Annotated in this window: 13 protein-coding genes; 8 read left to right on the top strand and 5 right to left on the bottom strand. The window is 69.8% G+C overall.

All coding sequences use genetic code 11. The features are described 5' to 3' along the window. Positions 1-98 precede the first annotated feature (98 nt). The 6 genes from I4J89_RS36725 to I4J89_RS36750 all read left to right on the top strand — a co-directional run bounded on the left by I4J89_RS36725 (position 99) and on the right by I4J89_RS36750 (position 6,591). Positions 99-860: an SDR family NAD(P)-dependent oxidoreductase gene (locus I4J89_RS36725; RefSeq protein ID WP_196418780.1), complete on the top strand. Its 762-nt coding sequence runs from the start codon at positions 99-101 to the stop codon at positions 858-860. Between the two features lie 430 nt (positions 861-1,290). Beyond that, a complete protein-coding gene (locus tag I4J89_RS36730) occupies positions 1,291-2,097 on the top strand; it encodes a hypothetical protein (RefSeq protein WP_196418781.1) in 807 nt (268 codons plus the stop codon). A 52-nt stretch (positions 2,098-2,149) separates the two neighbouring features. Continuing rightward, positions 2,150-3,145, top strand: a complete 996-nt coding sequence (locus I4J89_RS36735) for a sigma-70 family RNA polymerase sigma factor (RefSeq protein ID WP_196418782.1) — start codon at positions 2,150-2,152, stop codon at positions 3,143-3,145. A 77-nt stretch (positions 3,146-3,222) separates the two neighbouring features. Beyond that, positions 3,223-3,786: a dihydrofolate reductase family protein gene (locus tag I4J89_RS36740; RefSeq protein ID WP_196418783.1), complete on the top strand. Its 564-nt coding sequence runs from the start codon at positions 3,223-3,225 to the stop codon at positions 3,784-3,786. Between the two features lie 82 nt (positions 3,787-3,868). Then, positions 3,869-5,092 (top strand): cysteine desulfurase-like protein, encoded by a 1,224-nt coding sequence (locus I4J89_RS36745; protein WP_196418784.1) that lies wholly within the window; start codon positions 3,869-3,871, stop codon positions 5,090-5,092. Positions 5,093-5,127: 35 nt separating this feature from the next. After that, entirely contained in the window at positions 5,128-6,591 is a 1,464-nt protein-coding gene (locus tag I4J89_RS36750) for a dienelactone hydrolase family protein (RefSeq protein WP_196418785.1), read from the top strand. A gap of 39 nt (positions 6,592-6,630) precedes the next feature. Here I4J89_RS36750 and I4J89_RS36755 read toward each other — a convergent pair whose 3' ends face one another. Continuing rightward, positions 6,631-7,221, bottom strand: coding sequence for a TetR/AcrR family transcriptional regulator (locus tag I4J89_RS36755; protein WP_196418786.1), 591 nt, complete (start codon positions 7,219-7,221; stop codon positions 6,631-6,633). 85 nt (positions 7,222-7,306) lie between these two features. Between I4J89_RS36755 and I4J89_RS36760 the strand changes: the two genes are divergently transcribed. After that, on the top strand, positions 7,307-9,427 hold the full coding sequence (locus tag I4J89_RS36760; protein WP_230860210.1) for an alpha/beta hydrolase: 2,121 nt from the start codon (positions 7,307-7,309) through the stop codon (positions 9,425-9,427). Between the two features lie 24 nt (positions 9,428-9,451). Here I4J89_RS36760 and I4J89_RS36765 read toward each other — a convergent pair whose 3' ends face one another. The 4 genes from I4J89_RS36765 to I4J89_RS36780 form a co-directional block, all read right to left on the bottom strand. After that, positions 9,452-11,863, bottom strand: coding sequence for a glycoside hydrolase family 31 protein (locus I4J89_RS36765; RefSeq protein ID WP_309238625.1), 2,412 nt, complete (start codon positions 11,861-11,863; stop codon positions 9,452-9,454). 23 nt (positions 11,864-11,886) lie between these two features. Next, positions 11,887-12,708, bottom strand: a complete 822-nt coding sequence (locus I4J89_RS36770) for a carbohydrate ABC transporter permease (protein ID WP_196418788.1) — start codon at positions 12,706-12,708, stop codon at positions 11,887-11,889. Beyond that, positions 12,708-13,649 (bottom strand): carbohydrate ABC transporter permease, encoded by a 942-nt coding sequence (locus I4J89_RS36775; protein WP_196418789.1) that lies wholly within the window; start codon positions 13,647-13,649, stop codon positions 12,708-12,710. Before I4J89_RS36775 ends, I4J89_RS36770 begins: the two co-directional genes overlap by 1 nt. 71 nt (positions 13,650-13,720) lie before the next feature. Beyond that, positions 13,721-15,097 carry an ABC transporter substrate-binding protein gene (locus tag I4J89_RS36780; protein ID WP_196418790.1) on the bottom strand — a complete coding sequence of 459 codons (1,377 nt, stop codon included), beginning with the start codon at positions 15,095-15,097 and terminating at the stop codon, positions 13,721-13,723. A gap of 201 nt (positions 15,098-15,298) precedes the next feature. On the opposite strand from I4J89_RS36780, the gene I4J89_RS36785 reads away from it, so the two are divergent. After that, positions 15,299-16,330, top strand: coding sequence for a LacI family DNA-binding transcriptional regulator (locus I4J89_RS36785; RefSeq protein ID WP_196418791.1), 1,032 nt, complete (start codon positions 15,299-15,301; stop codon positions 16,328-16,330). Positions 16,331-16,423: the final 93 nt, after the last annotated feature.

A 16,423-nucleotide genomic window follows, 5' to 3' on the forward strand; every position in this document is an offset into this window, starting at 1 on the left:
GCCAACAAACCACTCGTCAACATCAAATCTGTTGACTGTTGACAGTCGGCATCGGGGCGGCTTTCCTGGAGGGACCACCGCTTCTCCTGGAGGGCCGCATGTCCGTCTCCGACAGAACCGCCATCGTCACCGGCGCCGGCTCCCGGCGCGGCATCGGCCGGGCCACCGCGCACGCCCTCGCCGCCGCCGGCTGGAGCGTGGCCATCCTCGACATCGATGAGGCCAGCGCCAAGGACGCCGCCACCGAGATCGCCGAGCGCCATCGTGTGCAAACCCTCGGCGTGAACTGCGACGTCACCGACGAGCGGTCCGTGGAACAGGCACTTGGTGCGCTCGCCGACGCGATGCCGCCCGTCGGAGCCCTGGTCAACAACGCCGGCATCACCTCACCGACACCGTTCCTCCAGGTGACCGGCGAGGAGTGGGACCGGATCTTCGCGGTGAACGTCCGCGGCGCGTACAACATCACCCGCGAGGTCGTGGCCGGCATGGCCGAGCGGGGATTCGGCCGGGTGGTGTTCCTGTCATCGGTCTCGGCCGAGCGTGGCGGCGGCATCTTCGGCGGGGTCGCCTACTCGGCGGCCAAGGCCGCGCAACTCGGCTTTGCCCGAGCCCTGGCCCGCGAGGTCGGTCCCTCGGGAATCACGGTCAACTCGGTGGCTCCCGGCTTCGTCGACACCGACATCACCGCCGGCAAACTGGACCCGCGGCGAAAGGCCGAGCTCGTCGCGGGGATCCCGGTCGGGCGCGCCGGCCAGGTGGACGACGTGGCGGATCTGATCGCCTATCTGTGCCGCGAGGAATCCGGCTACATCACCGGAGCCACCTACGACGTCAACGGCGGAGCGCACATTCACTGACCGCAGCTCGGAGCTCGTCGGCCCAGATCGACGATCTTCATCGATCCGAAACGGCTTCGCCGTCCGTATTCCGTACCGGCGGGACAGGCGTCCCGGCGATCGGAGGTGCCGGGTGGCTGACCAGTCCGACCAGAGGGAATCGGGTCGGCGACGGGCGAATGTCGTATGGCGCTTCCTGTCGCCGGCTCGTCACGGTGCAGCGCCGGAGGCCCCCGAATTCCGTCAACGGCACTTCACCGGCGCCCCGGCCAGCGGTCCGCCATCCGGCCGCCCCACGGTCCCCCTCCCCGGCCGCCGTTCAGCCGCCCCGAACGCAGCCGGCCAACCGGCTGTCCCGCCACCCGCCGCGAGACGCCCGACCTCGCTCGCCGACGCGCCGACCGCCCGCACCCTGCCGCGCCGCCCACCGGCGCTTGACGCGGGACGCGTGGTGCTGATCTATGAGCAGCAGATCCGCAGGCCATGGCGGCTGCTGGGCTTCACGGCGGTCATCGTGTCGTTGACCGTGGGTGTGATCCTGGGCCAGACCGAGGCCTACCAGCCGCCTGCGCCGCGGCCGGCGGCGACCGCGCAGGCCGGCGGCAGCGTCCCGGCACCGCAGCCGTCCGGCGCGATCCCGACGCCGGCACCGCTGACCGCCCCGCTCGGCACGATCAAACAGCGGCGGCTGGAAGTCACCGGCGCGGCCACCGCTCTGCGTATCCGCACGGCGGACCTGGGCGAGGCGCTCTTCTCCGTCACCGCGTTCGACCCGAGCGCCGTACCCCAGGTGGTCGACGCCGCCGGCGGCTCGCTGCTCACCCTGGCCCCCGGCGCGGTCGTCACCGCGGGCGCGGAGGTGGTGCTCAACTCCACGGTCGCCTGGACGCTCAAAGTCACCGACGGGGCGAATGAACTCGACGTGGACTCGCGGGCCGGCGGTCTCGCAGGCCTCGAGATCGCCGGTGCGGTGTCGAGGGGTGTGCTGCACCTGGCCAAGCCCCAGGGGACGGTCAAGCTGGCCGTCACCGGCACGCTGGGTGAGCTGATCGTTCGTACCGAAAAGGATGCTCTCGTCAGGATGCGCCTGGACGAAGGCGCCGGCTCGGCCACCATCAACGGCGCCGCGCGGCGTGACATCAAGGCCGGCGCCACCCTGCGCGACACCGGGTGGGCCGCCGCCACCGGCAAGTACGATGCCCGCTTCACTGCCCAAGTGAAATCCGTCCTGGTCGAACGCCTGACTTCGGACCGTTGACAGCGCCTCGATCGAGCGCCGGGGCGATCGCCGGGTTCGGTACGGTCGCCCGGTGAGCGACGACGACTTCGCCCGGCGGATCGAGCAGCACCGGCGCGAGCTGCGCGTCCACTGTTACCGCATGCTCGGCTCCTACGACGAGGCGGAAGACCTCGTGCAGGAGGCTTTCCTGAAGGCGTGGCGGGCGCGGGACGGGTTCGAGGGCCGGTCGTCGCTGCGCAGGTGGCTCTACCGCATCGCCACCAACGTCTGCCTCGACGCGCTCGACGGGCGCAGGCGGCGGCTGCTGCCCGATCAGGCCAACCCGGACTACCTGCCGGGGCAGCCGGCGGCGACCCTGGTCACCGGCCCGTGGCTGCAGCCGTTCCCCGACGCGCTGCGGGAGCCGGTCGCGCCGCGACAGGACGAGCCCGAGGCGGCGGCCGTGGCCCGGGAGACCCTGGAACTGGCGTTGCTGGCGGCGATGCAGCACCTGCCGCCCCGGCAGCGCGCCGCGGTGATTCTGTGCGACGTGCTCGGCTGGCCGGCGCGGCAGACGGCCGAGGTGCTCGACGGTAGCGTCGCGTCGGTCAACAGCGCACTGCAGCGGGCCCGTGCGACGCTGCGCGAGCACCTCCCGCAGGGCCGGTCGGACTGGGCGCCGGCCGCGCCGCCGACCGAGGAGGACCGGCAGGTGCTGCGGCGATACATGGACGCGGTCGAACGCGGCGATCTCGACGAGGTGGCCGAACTGCTGGCGAAGGACGTGCGGGCCACGATGCCGCCGTACCCGGAGTGGTTCGCCGACCGCGAGTCGGTCCTCGCGGCGCTGGCGGCGACCTGGGACGCGGGCTCCCCCGAGTACATCGGAGCGCTGCGCATGGTCGCCACGAGCGCTAACGGGCAGCTCGCCGCGGCGAGCTATCGGCGCCCTCCGGGGCGGCAGATCTTCGAGCCGTTCGGGATCGGGGTGCTCCGCGTGCGCGACGGCCGGATCGTCGAGATCGTCGCCTTCCACGAGCCGGCGCTCTTCCCGGCGTTCGGGCTGCCGCCGACCCTCGACCGATGAGGTTTCGTCGCGGGTGCCGTCTCTTCTTGTATACGAGCTCTTTTTGTACGAGCGAATCAACGCACCGGGAGGACGGCATGAGCGACTTCGAACCGCAGACCGCGAACGGCAAGGTCCTGTGGCACTTCACCATGTCACTGGACGGGTTCGTGGCCGGGCCGGACCACGACATGGACTGGATGAGCACCGGCATCTCCGAGCGGCCCGGCTTCATCGATCAGTACGTCGAGACGACAGGCGCCGTCCTCGGCGGCCGGCGGGGCTGGGACCATTTCCCCGACGCCGGCGGCGTCTACGGCGGCGCCTGGACCGGGCAGGTCTTCGTGCTGACCCACCACCCCGAGGACGCCAAGCCCGCCGACGGGGTCACCTTCCTCAACTGTGACGTGGCGGAGGCGGTGCGGATCGCGCTGGCGGCGGCCGGTGGCAAGAACGTGGAGGTGCTGTCGGCGGACATCGGCCGCCAGCTCCTCCAGCGTGGACTGATCGACGAGATCGACCTGCACATCGCGCCGGTGCTGCTGGGTGACGGCATCCGGCTCTACGACCACGTCGGCGGTCGCCCGATCTATCTGCACCGCGTCGGAGCCGACGACCCGACGGCCGAGTTGGACGTGCGGTACCGACCGGCGGCCGCGTAGTGCGCCGGAGTCCGGTGGCGGCGAACGCGGCCACCGGACTCACCGGCGACCCGGTGCCGGCCCAGCGCCTAATCTGGCGCTCATGGCCATCGACCTGACCGCCCTGCGGGCGCACTTCCCCGCCCTCGACCACGGCCTCGCCTTCTTCGACGGCCCAGGTGGGACGCAGACCCCGCGCGCGGTCGCCGACGCCATCGCCGCGACACTGACCGGCCCTCTGTCCAACCGCGGAGCGGTCAGCATCTCCGAGCTCAACGCGGAACGTGCCGTCACGAGGTTCCGGGCCGCCTACGCCGACCTGCTCAACGTGCCCGCCGCCGGTGTCGTCCACGGCCGCAGCGCGACCCAGCTGACGTACGACTTCTCCCACCACCTGGCCAAGAACTGGCAGGCCGGCGACGAGATCGTCCTCAGCCGTCTGGATCACGACTGCAACGTACGCCCCTGGATCCAAGCGGCCGAGCGCATGAGCCTGAAAGTGCGCTGGATCGAGATCGACACCAAAACCACAGAGCTGGACCTCGATTCGTACGCACGGGTGCTCTCCCCTCGTACCCGGCTGGTCGCGGTCACGGCCGCCTCGAACGTGCTGGGCACCAAGCCGCCGGTCCGCCGGATCGCCGATCTGGCGCACGAGTGCGGTGCCCTGGTGTTCGTGGACGGCGTGCACTACGCCGCTCACGACCTGGTGGACGTGCCCGCGATGGGCGCGGACGTGTTCGTCTGCTCGCCCTACAAGTTCTTCGGACCGCACTGCGGTGTGCTCGCGGCGGCACCGGAGCTCCTGGAGACCATCCGGCCGGACAAGCTGCTCCCCTCCTCCGACGCCGTGCCGGAGCGCTTCGAGTACGGCACCCTGCCCTACGAGATGCTGGCGGGCGCCTCCGCCGCCGTGGACTTCCTCGCCGCGATGGACCCGGGCCCGCGGCCCGGCCGCCGGGAGAGGCTCGCGCACTCGCTGGGCTCCCTGCATGACCACGAACGGGTGCTGCGCGCGAGGCTGGAGGACGGCCTGCGATCCCTCGGTGATGCCGTCACTCTGCATTCCAAGGCTGCCGACCGCACCCCGACGCTGCTGATGACCCTCGACGGTCGCGATGCCCGCCAGGCCCAACTCCATCTGGCCGCCCGCGACGTCCTGGCCCCCGCCGGGTCCTTCTACGCGTACGAGCCGTTCACCGCATTGCGGCTGACCGGCGCCGCACTGCGGGTCGGCCTGGCGCCCTACAACACCGCCGACGAAGTGGACCGGTTCCTCGACGGTCTCACCGCCTTCCTCGAGCGTTTTCCGCCGGCGGCTCGGTAAGATCCGGCTTCCGCCGGATCAGCCAGAGGAGCCTCGTGAGACGTACGCTGCTCCTCCTGCTCGTCCTCGCGGTCGGCGGCGGCTGGCTGATCCTCGGAGCCGGTCACGACCTGCGCCGGGAGCACGCCGCCTCCGCCGGGGTCCCGCTCGAGGAGGTGCATCCGCCGGCGAGCGGGCCACACCCGGGCGTCGTCGTCGCGCACGGCTTCTCCGGATCCGCGAAGCTGATGGCCTCGTTCGGCGACACCCTGGCGGCCCGCGGCTATGTGGTAGTCCTGCTCGACTTGACCGGCCACGGCGCCAACCCGCAACCGTTGCCGGACGAGGCCGCGGGCTCGTCCGGCTCCACCTCGGCGCTCCAGCGTGACCTGGACGTGGCGGTGGCGCACTTGCGCTCGCTGCCGGACGTCGACCCGGCCCGCATCGCTCTGGTCGGGCACTCGATGGGCGCCGGCGCCGTCACCCGGTACGCGGCCGCCCACCCCGAGGTGACCGCCACCGTGGCGATCTCCCTGCCGGACTCGTCCGTCGCCTCCGCCGAGGGCCCCGCCCGCCTGCTCACCATGGTGGGCGCTCTGGAGTTCCCCGGCTTCCACGCGGCCGCCACCAGCGCCGCCGCCCAGCGCGGCGACCGCGCCGTCCACGTCGTCCGCGGCACCGAACACATCACTGTCCTGTACGCCCCCGAGACCCACCGGGAGACGGTCGCGTGGCTCGACCGTGCGTTCGGCGGACCACGCGACGACAGCGCGATCCCGTTCCCCGGACGGCGCCTGGTCGGCGCGGCGCTGCTGGTGCTGGCGTTGGTGCTCGCTTTCGCTCCGATCGCGGCCCGCCTCGCCGGCTCGGGCGACAGCCCGTGGCCGCTCTTCGCGAGGCCGAAGGCGCCACCGTGGGCGGCGACGATCCGGATCGCGGCGGTGACGGCAGCGGCGGCGGTGGCCGGGGCGGTGACGGCCCGGTTCCTGCCCACGACCGCGCTACCGCTGGCGATCGCCGGCTACGTCATCGGATATGCGGCGGTCACCGGGGCACTGCTTCTCGCGTACGCATCCCGGCGTCCCGGGCACGGGCCCACGATCAGCCGTCCCCGTCTCCTGCTGGCCGTACCCTATGCGGCAGTCGCGATCGCCGTACCGGTGCACCTGGGACTGACGCACGCCCGGCCGGTCGGCGATCGCTGGTGGCTCCTGCTGATCGTCTGGGCGGCTTTCGCCCTGTTGGCATACGCCGCCGAACGCGTCGCCGGTGGCGTCGTACTGCATCTGCTGCTGATCGCGGCGATCTTCGTGATCGTCCTGGCGGCCGCCGCGGTCACCGGGCTGACCCACGGCTTCGTGACCCTGGTGCTGTTCCCGCTGGTCGGCCTGATGCTCTGGCAGGCGGTGTGGAGCGCATTCCTCAACCGGTTCGCCGTGTCCCCGTGGGTGATCGCCCTGACCGGTTCCGTCGTCGTGGCCTGGCCGCTGACGGTCACCCTGCCCCTCGCCGGCCACTGAAGCACCCGTCCGGATCGGTCTTCGGCGCGGGGAGGGGCATCAGGCGTCGGAGGCCGGCTCTTCGAAACGCCGGATGACCGCGCCCGCACTGCGCAGCGCTGAGCGGACCCGGTCGCCCCAGCCCGCGTCGCCGAGCAGGAGAACCGCCTCGCCGCCGAGGAAGGACAGGCCGATCAGCATGGACAGGTCCGCGGGCCGGATCGGCCCGAGTGAGCCGAACCGCTCCTCGGCCTCCCGGGCCACCTCGCCGAGCACGTCGAACCAGCTCTGCAACAGTGCCAGGACCCGGGCGGCGAGTTCGGTGTCGGCCCAGCCGGCGGCGATCATCTCCTGCAGCACGCGTACGTACCCCGAGGCCAGGTCGTCCTCGAGGAAGTCGCAGGCCTGCTCGTAGCGCCGCCACAGCGGGGTGTCCGAACCGTACATCTCGCGCTGGCGGGCGACCAGCTGCCGGTTCTCGTGATCCAGCAACGCCAGGATGACGCCCTGCTTCCCGCGGAAGTGATAGTGGATCTGGCTGAGCGGAACGCCGGCGACCTCGGCCACCCGCCGGGTCGACAGCGCGGCGTAGCCGTCGGCGAGCAGGCAACTGCGGGCGGCCTCGATGATGCGCAGCGGTGTCGGATTCACGGCGCTCCCTGTTCGGTCGATCGACCGAATGGTAGCTTGCAGCTGATTCGGTCGATCGACCGACCGCTCCGCCCGCGGGAGGTGGATGATGTACGCGCGACTGCCCGACAGTGACGGCTTCGTCGACCACGACGGCGTAAAAATCCATTACGAGGTGTACGGCAGCGGCGGGCCGACCATCCTGCTGCTGCCCACCTGGACGATCGTCCACAAGCGGGTCTGGAAGCTGCAGATCGGCTTTCTCGCCCGCCATTTCCGGGTCGTCGTCTACGACGGGCCGGGCAACGGCCGCTCGGACCGGCCACTGACCAGCGAACCGTACGCGCAGGCGGCGCAGGTCGGGTACGCGCTCGCCGTACTCGACGCGACCGGCACCGACCGGGCGGTCCTGGTGGGGCTGTCCCGGGCGGTGAACTGGGCTCTCGAGCTCGCCGCCGAGCACCCCGATCGGGTGCACGGCACGATCACGATCGGCCCGTCGATCGCCCTGCCGCCGAACGCCGCCCGGTCCACCCTGCTCGACATGGACGCGCCGCTGCCGGACCTGACGCCGTCGGCGGTGCCCCGGCTCGGTTCGGACCCGCAACGGCACTGGGCGAAGTACAACCGGGCGTACTGGCTCAACCATTACGAGGACTTCGCCTGGTTCTTCTTCGGCCAGTGCTTCCCGGAGCGCCACTCCACCAAGGCGATCGAGGACGGCGTCGGGTGGGCGCTGGAGACCAGCGGCGCGGTGCTCGTCGCGGAGAGCCAGGCGTACCGGCCCGACCAGGCCACCATCGAACAATGGTGCCGCCAGGTGAAGAGTCCGCTGCTGGCCATCCACGGCACCGAGGACGCGCTCGCCCCGCTCGCGCGCAGCGAGCGGCTGGCCGAGCTGACCGGCGGCACGCTCGCGGTGCTCGACGGCGCCGGGCACATCCCGAACGCCCGGGACGCGGTCCAGGTCAACGAGCTGATCGCCGAGTTCGCCGGGCGCTTCGGCCGGCCCGAGCCGCGCCGCACCTGGCCACGGTGGGACCGGCGCGGCAAGCGGGTGCTCTACCTGTGCTCGCCGATCGGTCTCGGTCACGCACGGCGCGATCTGGCGATCGCCCGGCAACTTCAAGAGCAACACCCGGGCGTACGCGTCGACTGGCTCACCCAGCACCCGGTGACCCGGATGCTGCACGACGCCGGCGAGCGGGTCCACCCGGCGAGCCGCTGGCTGGCCAACGAGTCGGCGCACGTGGAAAGCGAGGCCGGCGAGCACGACCTGCACTGCTTCCAGGCGCTGCGCGACATGGACGAAATCCTGGTCAACAACTTCATGGTGTTCCGCGACGTGGTCAGCGACGAGCGATACGACCTGGTCGTCGGCGACGAGGCCTGGGACGTCGACCACTTCCTCTTCGAGAACCCCGAGCTCAAGCGGTTCGCGTACGCCTGGATGACGGACTTCGTCGGCTTCCTGCCGTTCCCGGACGGTGGCGAGCGCGAAGCGCTCGTCGCCGCGGACCACAACGCCGAGATGATCGCGCATGTCGCCCGGTTCCCGAGGATGCGCGACCGGGCGGTGTTCGTCGGCGACCCGGACGACATCGTCGACGAGCGGTTCGGCGCCGACCTGCCGTTCATCCGCGACTGGACGCAGGCGAACTACACGTTCTCCGGCTACGTCGCCGGGTTCGACCCACTTTCCTACCCCTCCCCCGCGGCCGATCCGGACGAGAAGGTGTGTGTGGTGAGCGTGGGCGGCTCGGGGGTCGGCGGCGATCTGGTACGCCGGGTCATCGACGCGTACCCGCACGCCGCTCACCTCGTGCCGGGGCTGCGGATGGTGGTCGTGACCGGCCCGCGCCTCGATCCGGCTCAGTTCCAGGTGCGGCCGGGCCTGTCCGTGCACGGCTACCTGAGCGACCTGCCCGCCCGCCTGGCCACCGCCGACCTGGCCATCGTGCAGGGCGGGTTGACCACGACGATGGAACTGACCGCGCTCGGCCGGCCGTTCATCTACGTGCCGTTGCGACACCATTTCGAGCAGCAGTTCCATGTCGCACACCGGCTGCGGAGGTACGGCGCCGGGCGGCGGATGGACTACGCCGATCTGGAACCCGAGGTGCTGGCCGAGGCGATCGCGGCGGAGATCGGGCGGAAGGTGGATTACCGCCCGGTGCCGATGGACGGGGCACGGCGGGCGGGTGCGCTGCTGGCAGAGTTGTTGTGATCGGATGTGGTGGCATTCGCCGGATCAGACAGTGAATGTCGCATCGAAGTCGCCGCCGTGGTTGGTGAACCGCACGCGTGCGCCGGTCACCCGGTGATCGACGCCGTCGACCCGGACCTCGTGCGGGTGCGCGCCGCGGATCACCAGGACGAATGCTTCGCGGACGAACTCGGGGTAGCCGTCCCCGCTGGTACGAGCGTGCACGGTCACTACGCGCCCGGTCCGGGTCAGGGTGAAGACCGTACGCCGGACGGCCCCGCCCTCGGCCGCGATGGTGGTGCCGTCGTCCTCGACCAGCACCGAGGTGTGCGTACCGTCGCCGGCCGGCACCACCACGTGCAGCTCCGTGCTGCGCGGCTGGTACCCGTCGGCGTGCTCGGGGGCGTGCGGCCACATCGGGATCACCGCGCCGCCGCGGGCGTACAGCGGGATCCGGTCCATCGGTGTCGCCGCGGTCACGAACCCGGGCCCGGACAGGACGGTCCCGTCATACCAGTCGACCCAGGTGCCCGCCGGCAGGTACACCCGCCGGTCGGTCATCCCGGCGGCCAGCACCGGCGCGACCAGCAGGTCGGGGCCGAACAGGTACTCGTCGTCCACGTCGCGGGCCAGCGGGTCGTCCTGGTGGTCGAACACCAGGGGCCGCTGCACCGGCGCGCCCGTCCGGCTCGCCTCCACGAACGCCGCGTACAGGTACGGAATCAACCGGTACCGCAGCCGGACCGCCTCGCGGACCAGGTTCGCCATCACCGGTCCGAACGACCAGGCGTACTGGTCGACGTGTTGGATCGCCGAGTGGTTGCGGCAGAAGGGTGTCAGCACTCCGTACTGCATCCAGCGCAGGAACAGTTCGGGGTTCGTGTCCCCCATGAACCCACCGACGTCGGCGCCGACGAACGCCTGCCCGCTCAGCCCGAGCCCGGCGGCCATCGGCATGCTCATCGCGAGGTGGTCCCACCGGGAGAGGTTGTCGCCCATCCAGTTGGCGGCATACCGCTGGATCCCGGGAGACCCGGCCCTCGACAACACGAACGGTCGCCGGTCCGGGGCCGCCGTACGCATGCCCTCCACGGTCGCCATCGCCATCAGCAGCGCGTACTGGTTGTGGAACCGCGCGTGCGAGTGCCGGCCGCGACCGAACAGCATCGCTTGCGGGTCGATCGCCCCGGTGGCCGGCTCGTTCATGTCGTTCCAGATTCCCGACACTCCCGAGCGCACCTGCTCGGCGGTCAACTGCCCCCACCACGTCCGGGTCTCCGGCAGAGTGAAGTCGGGAAACGCCGTGTCGCCGGGCCACACCTGACCCACGAACACTCCCCCGCCTTCCGTGCGGCACAGCAGGTCGGCTTCCACCGCCTCGTCGAACACCCGGTATCCGGGGTCGTGCTTGATGCCCGGATCCACGATGGTCACCAACCGATAGCCGGCGTCCGCCAGCCTGCTCAACATGGCCGCCGGGTCGGGGAACCGTTGCGGATCCCAGGTGAACACCCGATAGCCGTCCATGTGTTCGATGTCCAGCCACAGGCCGTCGCAGGGGATCTGTTCCTGCCGGTGCCGGTGAGCCAGCGCCTCGACGTCGGCCTGGCGGTAGGCGAACCACCGGCACTGCTGATATCCCAGCGACCACACCGGGGGGATCGCGATCCGGCCGGTCAGCCACGTGTAGGCGGCCAGGATGTCCGGCATCCGGGGACCGGCGAAGACGTACTCGACGTACTGGCCGCCGTCGAACCGGATCGAGTACTGCTCCGGACCGGAGAAGTCGTACCGGGCGCGATAGGGATTGTCGACGAACGAGCCGGCCATCGTCCCCGACGCGGCGTCCAGGTGATAGAAGAAGGGGATGGACACGTAGTACGGATCGAACTCGGTGCTCGTCGGGTCCGCCCGCGGATCCGTCTGCGCCCGCGCGGCGGCGAACTCGCCCGAGGCACGCGGGTCCAGGACGTCGACGTTCCACAGCGAGTAGTCGCGCCCGCGCCGGTTCAGCGGGCCGGTCTTCTCACCCAGACCGTAGATCGCGTCGGCGCCGCGGCACCTGCGGCGGATGACGAAAGCGTCGTTCAAGATTGCGTACGCCCCGTCGGCACCGACCGCTACCGGGGAACCGTCGGGGCGATGCACGTCCAGCCGGAACGGCGCCATTCCCACCGTGACCACCAGCCCGGACGTTCGCAACCGCACGACACGGCCGTCGTCCCCGGTCGTCTCCTCCACCGTGAACGGCACTGCGGCCGCCAGCGGATCCACGCACACCGCGTGGGAGGGATACTCGTCGAAGACGCCGCCCCGGCTGATCGCGAACCGCACGACGTCGGCACGCACGACATCGACACGCAGTCGCTCGCCGTGCAGTTCGGCCGACAATCCCTGTGCGGTCTTCTCGACGGAGTCGACACGCGTGAAATTACGGAAGTACTGAGCGTCGGACACGCCTGCCCTTTCGACGGTGGGACTCAACCCTTGACGGCGGCGCTGGCCGCCCCGGCCACGAAACGCCTCTGGAAGATCACGTAGACGATGACGACCGGGATGATCGACACCGTCGTGGCCGCGAACAGGCCGCCGTAATCGGTGCTGTACTGCCCGCTGAACGTGGTCAGGCCAACCGCGAGCACCTGTTTGGACGGCGTGGTGATCATCAGGTACGGCCACAGGTAGTCCTCCCAGACCCACAGGAACTGGAAGATGGCCAGCGCCGAGATCGCGTTGACGCTCAACGGGGCGACGATGCGGTGGAAGATGTACAGCTCGGAGGCGCCGTCGATCCGGGCGGCCTCGAGGATCTCGTCCGGCACGTTGTCCATGCTCTGGCGCATCATGAAGATGCCGAAGGAACTGATCGCGGCCGGAATGATGATCGACGCGTAGCTGTCCTGCAGTCCGGCGTCGGTGAACATCGTGTAGCGGGGAATCAGGACGACCGCCCACGGGATCATCGTGGTCGCCAGGACCACCGAGAACAGCAGGCCGCGCCCCCGGAAGCGGTACTTTCCGAACACGTACCCGCCGAGCAGGCTGGTGTAGACGGCGATCGCGGTGATCACCACCGCGAGCAGCAGCGAGTTGCCGAACAGCCGCACCACGTCGAAGTGCTCCTGGATCGACCGGTAGTTCGCCAGGGTCCAGACGCGCGGCAGCAGGTGCTGGTCGACCGCGGCGATCTCGTCGGCGTGCTTGAAGCTCGACAACAGCATCCACACGAACGGGAAGATCGTGACGGCTGCGATGACAAGCAGTCCCACGTTCAGGCAGATGGCGGTGATCCTGAGACGCATCAGTGTGCCTTTCCGCGTAACGGGCCGGTCTGCGCCCGGTACCACAGCATGGTCAGCACCGCGGTGCCGATGAACAGCACGAACGCGGCCGCCGAGGCGTACCCGAAGTTGTAGTTCTCGAATGCCTGCTGATAGATCAGGTACGAGATCAGGCTTGTCGCATCGCCCGGACCGCCGGCCGTCAGGACGAAGACCTGAACGAACGCCTGCAGGTACCCGATGATCGACGTCACCACGACGAACAGGGTCGTCGGGCGCAGCATCGGCCAGATCACCTGGCGAAACCGTGCCCAGGCGCCGGCGCCGTCCACGTCGGCCGCCTCCAGCACGTCCGCGGGCAGGGCGTACAGCCCGGCGAGGTAGAGGATGACCGCGAACCCGAAGTCCTTCCAGATGGTCATCACCATGACGGCGGGCAGGGCGAACCGGCTGTCGTAGAGCCAGTTGACGTCGAGTCCGAGGAACGAGTTCACCGCGCCGAACTGCGGGTTGTACATCAGCCGCCAGACGTACGCCACAGCAACCAGCGGGGTCACGGTGGGCAGGTAGAACAGGGTGCGAAACAGGGTTTTGGTACGGGTCAGCCGCGAGTACACGGCGTAGGCGAGGGCCATCCCGAGGACGACCCGGCCGATGATCGCGCCGGTCATGAAGACGACGGTGTTGACCGACGAGGTCCAGAACACCGGATCAGCGAACAGCCGCCGGTAGTTCGCCAGGCCGACCCACCGGTAGGTGTCGTTGAGCGGGTTCCAGTCGTGCAGGCTGCCCAGCAGCGCGGCCACGATCGGCCAGGCCACCAGGGTGAGGATCGCCACGATGATCGTCGTGACGACGACCAGGCGCAGCGGGCGCTCCCCGCGTGCGGTCGAGGTGCTCCGGCGGCGTCCCGGCGCAGCGACCGGCGGCGCCACAGCGGGCGTGGTTTCGGTGGTGGTCATCAGGCCCGGGCCGGACGGGGCCGCGCGGGGCGCGGCCGGCCGTCCGGCCACCTCCTCTCGGGGGACCGGCCTCAGTTCGAGGGCGCGTACGCGGCGTACGACTGCTCGGCGGACTGGAAGTTCTTGCCCGCCAGATCGGTGGTGATCTTCTGCTGCGCCGCGGCGAGCGCCTTGGCCGGATCGACCTTGTTGTAGAGGATGTCCTGCCACATCTTCGTGAAGTTGTCCTCGAAGGTGGACGGGATGGTGCCCGGCCAGATGTAGCGCTCGATGTCGCCGTAGGCCTGCAGCGCGGGGTCGGCCTTGATGTCGGGGTCGTCGGCGAGCGGCTTGTACGCCGGGAAGACGCCGTAACTCAGGTTGAGCGCTTTCATGTTGGTCTTGTCGGTGAGGTAGAACTTCAGGAAGTCCTGGGCGGCCGCCTGCTGGTCGGCCGGTGCGTTCTTGTTGATCCCCAGGGTCGACTCGCCGTTGTACCGATCGAAGGCGTACGGCGTCGTGCCGGCGGTGGGTACCGGGGTGCGGAAGACCCCGAACTTGATCTTCGGGAAGTCGTTGCGCAGTGTGCCCTCGTACCAGCCCCAGGCGTAGACCATGGCGGTCTGACCCTGCCCGAAGCTGGTGGTGGCCTCGGTGCCGAAGTCCTTCGAACCGCTTCCGTCCGCGTACATCTGCAGGAAGCGCTGGATGACCTGCAGGTTCGCGGGGTTGTCGACGGTCGGCGTCTTGCCGTCGGCGGCGAACATGTTCTGCCCCAGCTGGTAGGCCATGCCGGACTGGAAGGCGCTGAACGAGGCGTTGAAGTTGAACCCGGCCTGCTTGAGCTTCGAACCGTCGCGCACGGTGAGCTTCTTGGCCACCTCGCGGAACTGGTCCCAGGTTTCCGGGATGTCGGCGTCGGTCAGGCCCGCCTTGGCCCACATGTCCTTGTTGTAGTAGATGGCCCCGCTCATCAGCCCCAGGTCGATGTAGTAGACCTTGCCGTCGATCACGTGCGGCTGGACGTTGATGTAGTCCGCCGTCAGCTGGTCGAGCGGGACGTCGTACGGTGCCATGTATTTGATGATGTTGTCGTGCTCGCTGTTGTGAACGTTGAAGATTGCGGGCCCTTTGCTGCCCTGTAATTGCAGCGGCAGTTTCGTCCAGTAGTCCTCCCACGGCTGGTTGACGACGGTGATGTCAACGTTCGGGTGGATCTTCTGGTACGCGTCGGCGAACGCCTGCATCTGCGGGATGTTGCCCCAGGCCCACCAGTCAAGATGGATCGGATTCCCGTCGTTGACCAGCGTGTTCGGGTCGTACTTCAGATTCTCGCCGACGATCGGCAGGCCTTTGGCCGCCGTGGTGTCCTTCACCCCGTCACCGTCGTCGGAGGACTCACCGGAGCATGCCGTCAGCATCAGGACGGCGGTTGTCAGGACAGCGGCCAGTGTGCGCGTGGTTTTCATGGAACCTCCGCAGGAATTGAGTCATCGCCCTCGACAGCTGCTGCTGGAAGGCGGGATCAACGGCCCAAGGAATGCCCGAAGGTCATTCGAATGCGAAACAGGTTTACCGGTATACTCGGGCAACCTAGCCCCGGCGACCGGCGGACGTCAAGATGGTTCGATGTCTGGGTGAGCGCCACCAGGGCGCGGAGAGGACCAGAGATGCCGACGCTGCAGGACGTCGCCCGCGAGGCCGGGGTCTCGAAGATGACGGTCTCCAACGTGCTCAACGGGCGCCGGGACCGGGTCTCCCCCGCCACCATCGCCCGGGTCATGGAGGTCGTCGGCCGGCTCGGTTACGTGCCCAACGCCACGGCCCGATCGCTGAGCGCACGACGGTCGAACATCGTCGCCCTGGCCTTTCCCGGCTGCGACTCCGGCGGGGTCGAGTCCCTGATGAACCCGCACGACTCGGTGTTCCTCGGCGTGGTCGAGTCGCATGTCACCAAGGCCGGCCTCTACCTGATGGCGCACTCGGTGACCAGCGTGGAGTCCACGGCCGACAGCCTGCGCTCCTGGAACGTCGACGGGGCGATCTTCCTGGGCACGCGGGCGGACGAGGTCGCCGCGCTGCAGGCGGCCTACGACGCCCCGATGGTGTTCATCGACAACCACGGGACCTCGCCGCACATCAGCAACGTCGGCATCGAGGACCGGCTCGGCGGGCACCTGGCCGGCCGCCGCCTGATCGAGGCCGGGCACCGGCGGATCGGCTTCGTCGGGCCGAGGTTCGACGAGCCCGGCGTGGTCCGTGAGCGGCACGCCGGTTTCGTACAGGCACTGGCGGAGGCCGGCCTCGAGCTGCGGCCGGAGCACGTGGTGCGGTGCAACGCGAGCTTCGACGCGGCGGTTGCCGTGGCGCAGCAGGTACTGGCGGCACCGCAGCGGCCCACGGCGGTCTTCGCCACCGCGGACATCATCGCCGCGGGCCTGCTCAAGGGCTTCGCCCGGGCGGGGTGCCCGGTGCCGGACGAGATGTCGATCATCGGGTTCGACGACCTGGAGGTCGCCCGGCACGTCACTCCCGAGATCACCACCCTGCACCAGGACATCCCGGGCAAGGCTCGGGCGGCTGTGGAGGTCCTGCTGGCCCAGCTCGCGCAATGGCCCGCGGTGCGCTCCGAGCGGCGGGTGCTGGGCGTCTCGCTGGTCGAGCGCGGGTCGGTCGGCCCGCCGCCGGCATCCGTGCGCTGAGTCCGGCCGCGCGCCTGCTCCTGGTTTACCGATAAATCAGTTTTCTCAAATGGTGTTCACCCGATCGGGTGTCCGACAGTAGGATCGGTCGCT

This window comes from Actinoplanes aureus, assembly GCF_015704865.1.
In the GTDB taxonomy this organism is placed as follows: Bacteria; Actinomycetota; Actinomycetes; order Mycobacteriales; family Micromonosporaceae; genus Actinoplanes; species Actinoplanes aureus.

Excerpts from the sequence above, each read along its gene's own strand:
- I4J89_RS36780 (WP_196418790.1), bottom strand. The coding sequence starts at position 15,097 with ATGAAAACCACGCGCACACTGGCCGCTGTCCTGACAACCGCCGTCCTG.
- I4J89_RS36785 (WP_196418791.1), top strand. The coding sequence starts at position 15,299 with ATGCCGACGCTGCAGGACGTCGCCCGCGAGGCCGGGGTCTCGAAGATG.
- I4J89_RS36760 (WP_230860210.1), top strand. The coding sequence starts at position 7,307 with ATGATGTACGCGCGACTGCCCGACAGTGACGGCTTCGTCGACCACGAC.
- I4J89_RS36770 (WP_196418788.1), bottom strand. The coding sequence starts at position 12,708 with ATGCGTCTCAGGATCACCGCCATCTGCCTGAACGTGGGACTGCTTGTC.
- I4J89_RS36775 (WP_196418789.1), bottom strand. The coding sequence starts at position 13,649 with ATGACCACCACCGAAACCACGCCCGCTGTGGCGCCGCCGGTCGCTGCG.
- I4J89_RS36740 (WP_196418783.1), top strand. The coding sequence starts at position 3,223 with ATGAGCGACTTCGAACCGCAGACCGCGAACGGCAAGGTCCTGTGGCAC.
- I4J89_RS36745 (WP_196418784.1), top strand. The coding sequence starts at position 3,869 with ATGGCCATCGACCTGACCGCCCTGCGGGCGCACTTCCCCGCCCTCGAC.
- I4J89_RS36725 (WP_196418780.1), top strand. The coding sequence starts at position 99 with ATGTCCGTCTCCGACAGAACCGCCATCGTCACCGGCGCCGGCTCCCGG.